Source organism: Pseudomonas defluvii (assembly GCF_001695625.1).
Taxonomy (GTDB): Bacteria; Pseudomonadota; Gammaproteobacteria; order Pseudomonadales; family Pseudomonadaceae; genus Aquipseudomonas; species Aquipseudomonas defluvii.
Genome location: NZ_MBPN01000159.1, coordinates 1 through 7280, shown reverse-complemented (window position 1 = coordinate 7280; position 7280 = coordinate 1). Strand labels below are relative to the sequence as shown.

Below are 7280 nucleotides of genomic sequence, written 5' to 3'. Positions count from 1 at the left end.
GGTCTGGCGCGAAGGCCGACAGTGTAACCGACATCGTGGTATCGTTTTGATTTGCGAAAAGTTCCGTTGCGGAGAGTCACATGAAATTTGTACACCGGCGCGAACACCTCAATGAGGACGACATTGTCGTTATCGAGTGTTCCCAGCGCTGCAATATTCGCCTGATGAGCGATGCCAACTTCCGCAGCTTCAAGAATGGTGGTCGCCATACCTACCACGGTGGCGCTTTCGACCGGTTCCCGGCAAAAATCACGGTACCCAGTTCCGGCTTCTGGAACATCACCATCGATACCGCCGGCCCGCGCCTGAACAATGCCGCCTCACGCAAGACGACGTTCACCCATTCCATCAAGATCATCCGTCGATCTTCTTCAAAGCTGAGCTGAACATGAGCGACACACGCAAGTACGTCATCCATTACAAACTCGACGATCAACGCCGCTGGGACTTTGCCCAGCTGACTGATGATTCGCTCGAACAAGCTCAAGCCGCACTCAAGGCGATGCACGGCGAAGACGCCGAACGCATCACTGAAATTCGCGTCACCCGAGCGCTTTAACCGCAGGACTGCACATTACGCCACAAGGAGAACCGGGCAATGAGCCGCTGGCCAGACAGCCGTATCCTCGATTTGCTGGGCATAGAACTGCCCATTATCCAGGCACCGATGGCCGGCTCTACGGGGTCCGCCATGGCCATTGCCGTCAGTAACGCTGGCGGCCTGGGCTCCCTGCCCTGCGCAACCCTGAGCATCGAGCAGATGCGCCAGGAGCTGCAGGCTTTTTCCCAGGCCAGCCAACGCCCGCTTAACGTCAATTTTTTCTGCCACCGATCGCCAACACCCGACAGTGAACGCGATGCGCGCTGGAAACAGGCATTAAAACCGTATTACGACGCCTTGGGCGCCGATTTCGAGGCGCCTACACCGGTTTCAAACCGCGCCCCTTTTGATGCCGCAGCCTGCGAACTGGTAGAAGCCTTCCGCCCGGCGGTTGTCAGCTTCCACTTTGGCCTGCCAGACGCCGAGCTGGTAAGACGGGTCAAGGCAACGGGGGCCAAGGTGTTGTCGAGCGCAACGACCGTCGCTGAAGCCGTGTGGCTGGAGCAACAGGGTTGCGATGCGATCATTGCCATGGGCTACGAAGCCGGCGGGCACCGCGGCATGTTTCTCAGCAGCGACCTGAATACCCAGGTCGGCACCCTGGCGCTGGTCCCCCAGGTTGTTGATGCCGTGCAGGTCCCGGTTATTGCTGCTGGCGGTATTGGCGACGCCCGCGGCATCGTTGCTGCGTTTGCACTGGGTGCTTCAGCCGTACAGATGGGAACCGCCTACTTGTTCTGCCCGGAAGCCAAGATCTCGGCTGCCCATCGCCAGGCCCTGCACACCCATGCGGAGAGCGATACAGCACTGACCAACCTGTTCACCGGGCGCCCGGCCCGCGGGATTAATACCCGCATCATGCGTGAGCTTGGCCCGATGAACCCCGCCGCACCCGCCTTTCCACTGGCAGGCGGTGCCTTGATGCCACTGCGGGCGATCAGCGAGCCCCAGGGCAATACCGATTTCAGCAACCTGTGGTCCGGCCAGGCGCTGAGGCTGGGCGTTGAACTGCCGGCTGCACAACTCACCCAACAGTTGGCGAACAAGGCCCTGGCGCTCCTCGCACGCTGAAACAATCCTTCCGGTGTACCTGCGTATCGCTATATATTTACATACATAGCGATACCCCTTCAGCACACGGAGCCGTGTTTCATGCGTATGAAAGCCCCCCGTTTCGCCCTGGCCCTCCTGGGCGCCGTTGTGACCAGCAGCGCTTGGGCCGATGACGTGCAGGTTGCCGTGGCAGCCAACTTCACTGCGCCCATTCAGGCCATCGCCAAAGAATTCGAGAAAGACACTGGCCACAGGCTGGTCACGGCCTTCGGTGCCACCGGGCAGTTCTATGCACAAATCAAGAACGGCGCACCCTTCGAGGTGTTCCTCGCCGCAGACGACACCACACCGGCCAAACTCGAAGCCGAGGGCGATACCGTCAAGGGCTCGCGCTTTACCTACGCAATCGGCACGCTCGCGCTCTGGTCGGCCAAAGACGGCTATGTCGATGCCGAAGGCAACGTGCTGAAACAGAACCAGTTCCAGCACTTGGCCATCGCCAACCCCAAGGCCGCACCTTATGGCCTTGCCGCCACTCAAGTACTGCAGAAGCTGAACCTGACCGATGCAACCCGGGCCAAGCTCGTGGAGGGTCAGAACATCACCCAGGCCTATCAGTTCGTCGCCACCGGCAATGCGGAACTGGGCTTTGTGGCGCTGTCGCAGATTTACCAGGAGGGCAAGATCACCCGCGGCTCAGCCTGGGTAGTGCCAGCAGCACTGCATGAACCGATCCGACAGGACGCTGTGATTCTGGCCAAAGGCAAAGACAACCCAGCCGCTCAGGCCCTGGTTGACTACCTCAAGGGTCCAAAGGCCGCTGCCGTCATTGCCGCCTACGGTTACTCACGCTAATGCCATTGGACGCCAACGACCTTGCCGCGATCTGGCTGACCTTCAAACTGGCCAGCCTGACCACGCTGATTCTGCTGATCGTTGGCACCCCCATCGCCTGGTGGCTGGCACGCACCCGTTCGTGGCTGCGCGGCCCGGTTGGGGCTATCGTCGCCCTGCCCTTGGTCCTCCCGCCCACCGTCATCGGTTTCTACCTGCTGCTGGCGATGGGCCCCAATGGTTTGATCGGCCAGGCCACCCAGGCACTGGGCCTGGGCACTGTGGTGTTCAGCTTCAGCGGCCTGGTAATCGGCTCCGTGATCTATTCCATGCCCTTCGTCGTACAACCCTTGCAGAACGCCTTCAGCGCCATCGGCGAGCGTCCACTGGAGGCTGCGGCAACATTGCGCGCCGGGCCTTGGGACACCTTTTTCAGCGTAGTACTGCCGCTGGCCAAACCCGGCTTCATCACCGCCAGCATTCTTGGATTCGCCCACACCGTTGGCGAGTTCGGCGTAGTGTTGATGATTGGCGGCAATATTCCCGACAAAACACGCGTGGTTTCGGTACAGATCTACGACCATGTGGAAGCCATGGAGTACCTGCAAGCACACTGGCTGGCGGGCGCCATGCTGGTGTTCTCATTTGTGGTGTTGTTGGCCCTGTATGCCAGCCGCCGTGAAAAACCGGGCTGGAGCTAAACATGCACCCCATGATTCATGCCCGCTTGAAAGTGGCCTGGAAGGCGTTTGAACTGAACGTCGACCTGCAGTTGCCCGGCCGCGGGATCAGCGCCCTGTTCGGTCACTCCGGCTCTGGCAAGACAACCTGCCTGCGTTGCCTGGCAGGCCTTGAGCGAGCGGAAGAAGCGTATATCGAGGTCAATGGCGTGGTCTGGCAAGACTCAAGCCGGCAGTACTTCCTGCCCGCGCACAAGCGTTCGATTGGCTACGTGTTCCAGGAAGCCAGCCTGTTCAGCCATCTGTCGGTGCGCGGCAACCTGGAGTTCGGACAGCGCCGCACCCCGCCCCGTGAGCGCAAAGTGGCGCTTGAGCAGGCTTGCGAACTGCTTGGCATCGGCCACCTGCTTGAGCGTCAGCCTGATACGCTCTCTGGCGGCGAACGGCAACGCGTAGGCATCGCTCGCGCCTTGTTGACCAGCCCGCAGCTGCTGCTGATGGATGAGCCACTCGCGGCACTCGATGCACCGCGCAAGCGCGAGATCCTGCCGTACCTTGAGCGCCTGCACGACGAACTGGAGATTCCCCTGGTATACGTCAGCCATGCGCTGGACGAAGTGACACAACTGGCTGATCACCTGGTGATCATCGAACAGGGCAACGTACTGGCCAGCGGTGCCATAGCGCCAACCCTGGCGCGCATCGACCTGCCGCTGGCGCAGGACGAAGATGCCGGGGTCATCATCGAAGGCAGCGTCGCACATTATGACCCGGCCTATCGATTGCTGGGGCTGCATCTGCCCGGCACAGCGTTGCAACTGCGCGTCACTCATGCGCCGCTGGCGCTTGGAACGTACCTGCGGCTCAAGGTCCGCGCGCGCGATGTGAGCCTCAGCCTGGTCGAAAACGACCATTCCAGCATCCTCAATCGCCTGCCCGTGCGTGTTGGTCAACACCGCATTGCCGACAATGACGCCCACGTGCTGCTCAGCCTTGATGCCAGTGGCACACCATTGCTGGCGCGCATTACCCGCTTCTCATACGACCAATTGGGTATCCATGAAGGGCAGCAGCTTTGGGCGCAAATTAAATCGGTGGCTTTGCTTGGCTGATCACACGTGCCGCGCGTTAAAATTCTAGGCTGTTGGGATACGGCATATTAAGATTTTGCTCATGCCTAGCAGAGAAATTTCCCATATTCGTCGAACCCCCCTATGCTTGCGTCTGCGGGCAAAGGTGCGTTCCTACGTTTGCATCCGCCCAGTCGCCTCCTGCGACTAAAGACACGCAGCAGAATCTTTGCTCGGAGAATTTATTTTCAACGAATGCGTCTTTAATAAAGGAAAGAGGAAGCGCATATAGTGCGCGACCGGCCTGGGCAACAACGTTGCCAGGCAATTCAAGCTACCAAGGAGAAATACATGCTGATACTCACCCGAAAGGTCGGCGAAAGCATCGTTATCGATGATGACATCAAGGTCACCATTCTCGGCGTCAAGGGGATGCAAGTGAGGATCGGCATTGATGCACCCAAAGATGTACAAGTGCATCGAGAAGAGATTTTCAAGCGCATCCAGGCTGGCAACCCAGCACCAGAGAAAGGAGACGATCAGCACTAACAGCCCATGACTCGAGTCGCACGGATGCGCTTGGTCGCTGAAGACCGGCCATGACCGCAGATCGCATGCCTTTCAGGAGGCCCAGGCGCGCCGATCAACGCCTGCAACTGCAACGTGCCACCCCATGAGCGAAAAGCCAATAGCCGACTATTGAGGCGTCTCTTGCTCAGGATTTCGTCCTGGAACACGCAGATTCAACCACAACGGCGCGATAAGTGTGCCTGCCACAAATGCCGGTAACCGTTGACCGTCGGGCAAACCGACTTCAGCACTGACCGTAAACACTTTTCCCGCGCACCTGCCCTGCGCCTTTCCTTCGCTGCGCAAACACCTGGTGAGGCACTGGCGTGCACGTTGATCGGATCCACTCAAGAGACAGTGGCCCAGTAAGTACACCGTATCAACGACCTGGCCTGAGCAGCACGCGCAATGTCCCAAGGCGCTTATTTGAGTTAAGATCCCGCGCCGCCAACGGCACACACTCAAATGATTGACGCTCCACTGCTAAGGGATCTGCACGCGATGTTCCGTAAACTTGCGCTAACTGCACTCATCACATTGACCGCTGGCTGCGCCTCGGGCCTCAACTCGCAACAAAAAGCCGAACTTGCCTACTACGAGGCAAACAACCTTGAGGTTCGTGAAAAGAACCCGGGCACCGGCGCTGCACTGGGCTTGCTGCCAGGTGGTGGCTCGTTCTATGGGCGTTCGTATGGGTATGGCGTAGTCAATCTGTTGCTGTGGCCTGTTTCAATATTCTGGGACCCGGTCAGTGGCTACGATGCGGCTCAAAGCATCAACTACCAGGCAACACGTGCCCACGTCGACTCACAACGGCGCAAGGCAATGGACTCACTGGACGCACAGTTGCAAAGCGACGAGATCGACATCAAGCGCTACACGCTGGAAAAACGCAAAGTCGACGACAAGTACGCCTACAATCACTAACGGCTGCAACGCATCGAAACCAGGACTCAGCGACTACCTGAAGGCACTGGCCACTTGCTATAGTCCTCCCGCGACTATAGCAAAGCCTACTGCCGACAAGGGACTAGAGGATAAGGTCTTGGTATCAGACATGCGGATGAAGGGAATTCATGACGACTTGGAGCACACGGCCGAGAAACTTGAGCAGGTTGCGACAACGTTAGCGGGCCATGCGCTCTACCTGCAACACTCGGTACATGCGCAGGATGCCGCGGATATGCAGGGACGAATAGCAGGCTTACAGGCCTCTGTAGATGACCTGCGCGACGTGGCGCAGAGCATTGAGCAGCAACAGCTTGAACAGGGCAAAGCCCCTGCCCGGTTGACTCAAATATAACGATGAGTTATAAAGACGCCTCGATTTTGCGCCACTGATTAGTTGCGCCGAGTGGCTTGATGTAGCTTGCTTTGAGTTGCTTGATGTAGCGCAGTAAAGAAATCGAGCATGCGAGTGTGGTGGAATTGGTATACACAGCAGACTTAAAATCTGCCGGCGTGAGCCTTGCGGGTTCGAGTCCCGCCACTCGCACCATATTAGAGAAGGCGCCTTGATAGGCGCCTTTTTGCTGCCTGCGATTCATCCAGAACAGTCATCCAGCCCTTTAGGCTAACCGCTCCATACAGCCTACAAATGCGGCATCCTGCCGAAACCAATAACAGAAAACACTGTCAGAGCCTTGCAACTAAAAAACCGCGCTGCGGATCAAGGAAACAACAGTGCTGACTCGCCTTTCGCAATTCGCCCTGATCGCCACTTTCCTGGCGTCCTCCGGCTGTTATCACCATCATTACCATGACCGGGATGACGATGGCTGGCGCGATCAGAACCACCGCTACTCGCAAGACCGGGATCACCGCCGTCATCACCGACATGATGATCGCTACCGGGACGAGGACCGCTAAAGCCCTCGCCGACATGTTTGCTGTACGACCTGCCCATTTGAACACTGCCCCCCTTTTCTGAGGCTCATATCATGCGTTTTACATTGCCTACCCTTGCTCTAGGTCTTCTCTTGTCTCAATGCGCGTTGGCTGCCGGCGATGGTACTGCCGCAGTCGGCGGCGGCCTGGGTGGCGCCTTGGGTAATGTCATCGGCCAGCAAATCGGCGGCAGCACAGGTGCAGCGATTGGCGCTGGTGTTGGCGGCGCAGCCGGCAGTGCTGTCGGCGCCAAGAAAGGCAACCGCACCGAAGCTGCTCTGGGTGGTGGGCTCGGTTCTGCGGGCGGCTCGATCATCGGTCACCAGATCGGCGGCTCCACCGGTTCCACTATCGGCGCAGGCCTCGGTGGCGCAGCGGGTGGCGCACTGGGTAACCATCTGGGTGACGATGGCGACAACAACGATGGTGGCAAGCGACACAAGCACAAGCGTCACCACAAGCACGATTGATCCCTTGTGACACAAACCCGGCCTGGCGCCGGGTTTTGCATTTTCTCGACACCCTCTTCACAAACAGTTCACGTCGAGCGCCCTATTCTGGCAATGCTCCTACAGAATCTCCCTT

General features: G+C 58.6%; 11 protein-coding genes and 1 tRNA gene. All 12 read left to right on the top strand.

Annotation, left to right across the window (positions count from 1 at the left end; genetic code table 11):
• The first annotated feature begins 80 nt into the window (after positions 1-80).
• Positions 81-386, top strand: a complete 306-nt coding sequence (locus EKA13_RS25005) for a DUF1883 domain-containing protein (protein WP_065761796.1) — start codon at positions 81-83, stop codon at positions 384-386.
• A gap of 2 nt (positions 387-388) precedes the next feature.
• Positions 389-559, top strand: a complete 171-nt coding sequence (locus tag EKA13_RS27940) for a hypothetical protein (RefSeq protein ID WP_176717480.1) — start codon at positions 389-391, stop codon at positions 557-559.
• Between the two features lie 39 nt (positions 560-598).
• The gene (locus EKA13_RS25000) at positions 599-1672 is read left to right on the top strand and encodes an NAD(P)H-dependent flavin oxidoreductase (RefSeq protein WP_065761795.1); all 1074 of its coding nucleotides are present in this window, start codon (positions 599-601) and stop codon (positions 1670-1672) included.
• An 81-nt stretch (positions 1673-1753) separates the two neighbouring features.
• Positions 1754-2509: a molybdate ABC transporter substrate-binding protein gene (gene modA, locus EKA13_RS24995; protein WP_065761794.1), complete on the top strand. Its 756-nt coding sequence runs from the start codon at positions 1754-1756 to the stop codon at positions 2507-2509.
• Positions 2509-3189 (top strand): molybdate ABC transporter permease subunit, encoded by a 681-nt coding sequence (gene modB, locus EKA13_RS24990; RefSeq protein ID WP_065761793.1) that lies wholly within the window; start codon positions 2509-2511, stop codon positions 3187-3189. Before modA ends, modB begins: the two co-directional genes overlap by 1 nt.
• Positions 3190-3191: 2 nt before the next feature.
• The gene (gene modC, locus EKA13_RS24985) at positions 3192-4280 is read left to right on the top strand and encodes a molybdenum ABC transporter ATP-binding protein (RefSeq protein ID WP_065761792.1); all 1089 of its coding nucleotides are present in this window, start codon (positions 3192-3194) and stop codon (positions 4278-4280) included.
• A gap of 309 nt (positions 4281-4589) precedes the next feature.
• On the top strand, positions 4590-4787 hold the full coding sequence (gene csrA / locus EKA13_RS24980) for a carbon storage regulator CsrA (protein ID WP_065761791.1): 198 nt from the start codon (positions 4590-4592) through the stop codon (positions 4785-4787).
• A 522-nt stretch (positions 4788-5309) separates the two neighbouring features.
• Positions 5310-5735, top strand: coding sequence for a hypothetical protein (locus EKA13_RS24975; protein WP_065761790.1), 426 nt, complete (start codon positions 5310-5312; stop codon positions 5733-5735).
• A 118-nt stretch (positions 5736-5853) separates the two neighbouring features.
• Complete coding sequence (locus EKA13_RS24970) at positions 5854-6111, top strand: hypothetical protein (protein ID WP_245704413.1); 258 nt, start codon at positions 5854-5856, stop codon at positions 6109-6111.
• Positions 6112-6221: 110 nt separating this feature from the next.
• A tRNA-Leu gene (locus EKA13_RS24965) sits at positions 6222-6306 on the top strand.
• A gap of 185 nt (positions 6307-6491) precedes the next feature.
• Entirely contained in the window at positions 6492-6677 is a 186-nt protein-coding gene (locus EKA13_RS24960) for a hypothetical protein (RefSeq protein ID WP_083199911.1), read from the top strand.
• Between the two features lie 71 nt (positions 6678-6748).
• A complete protein-coding gene (locus tag EKA13_RS24955; protein WP_065761789.1) occupies positions 6749-7165 on the top strand; it encodes a glycine zipper domain-containing protein in 417 nt (138 codons plus the stop codon).
• Positions 7166-7280: the final 115 nt, after the last annotated feature.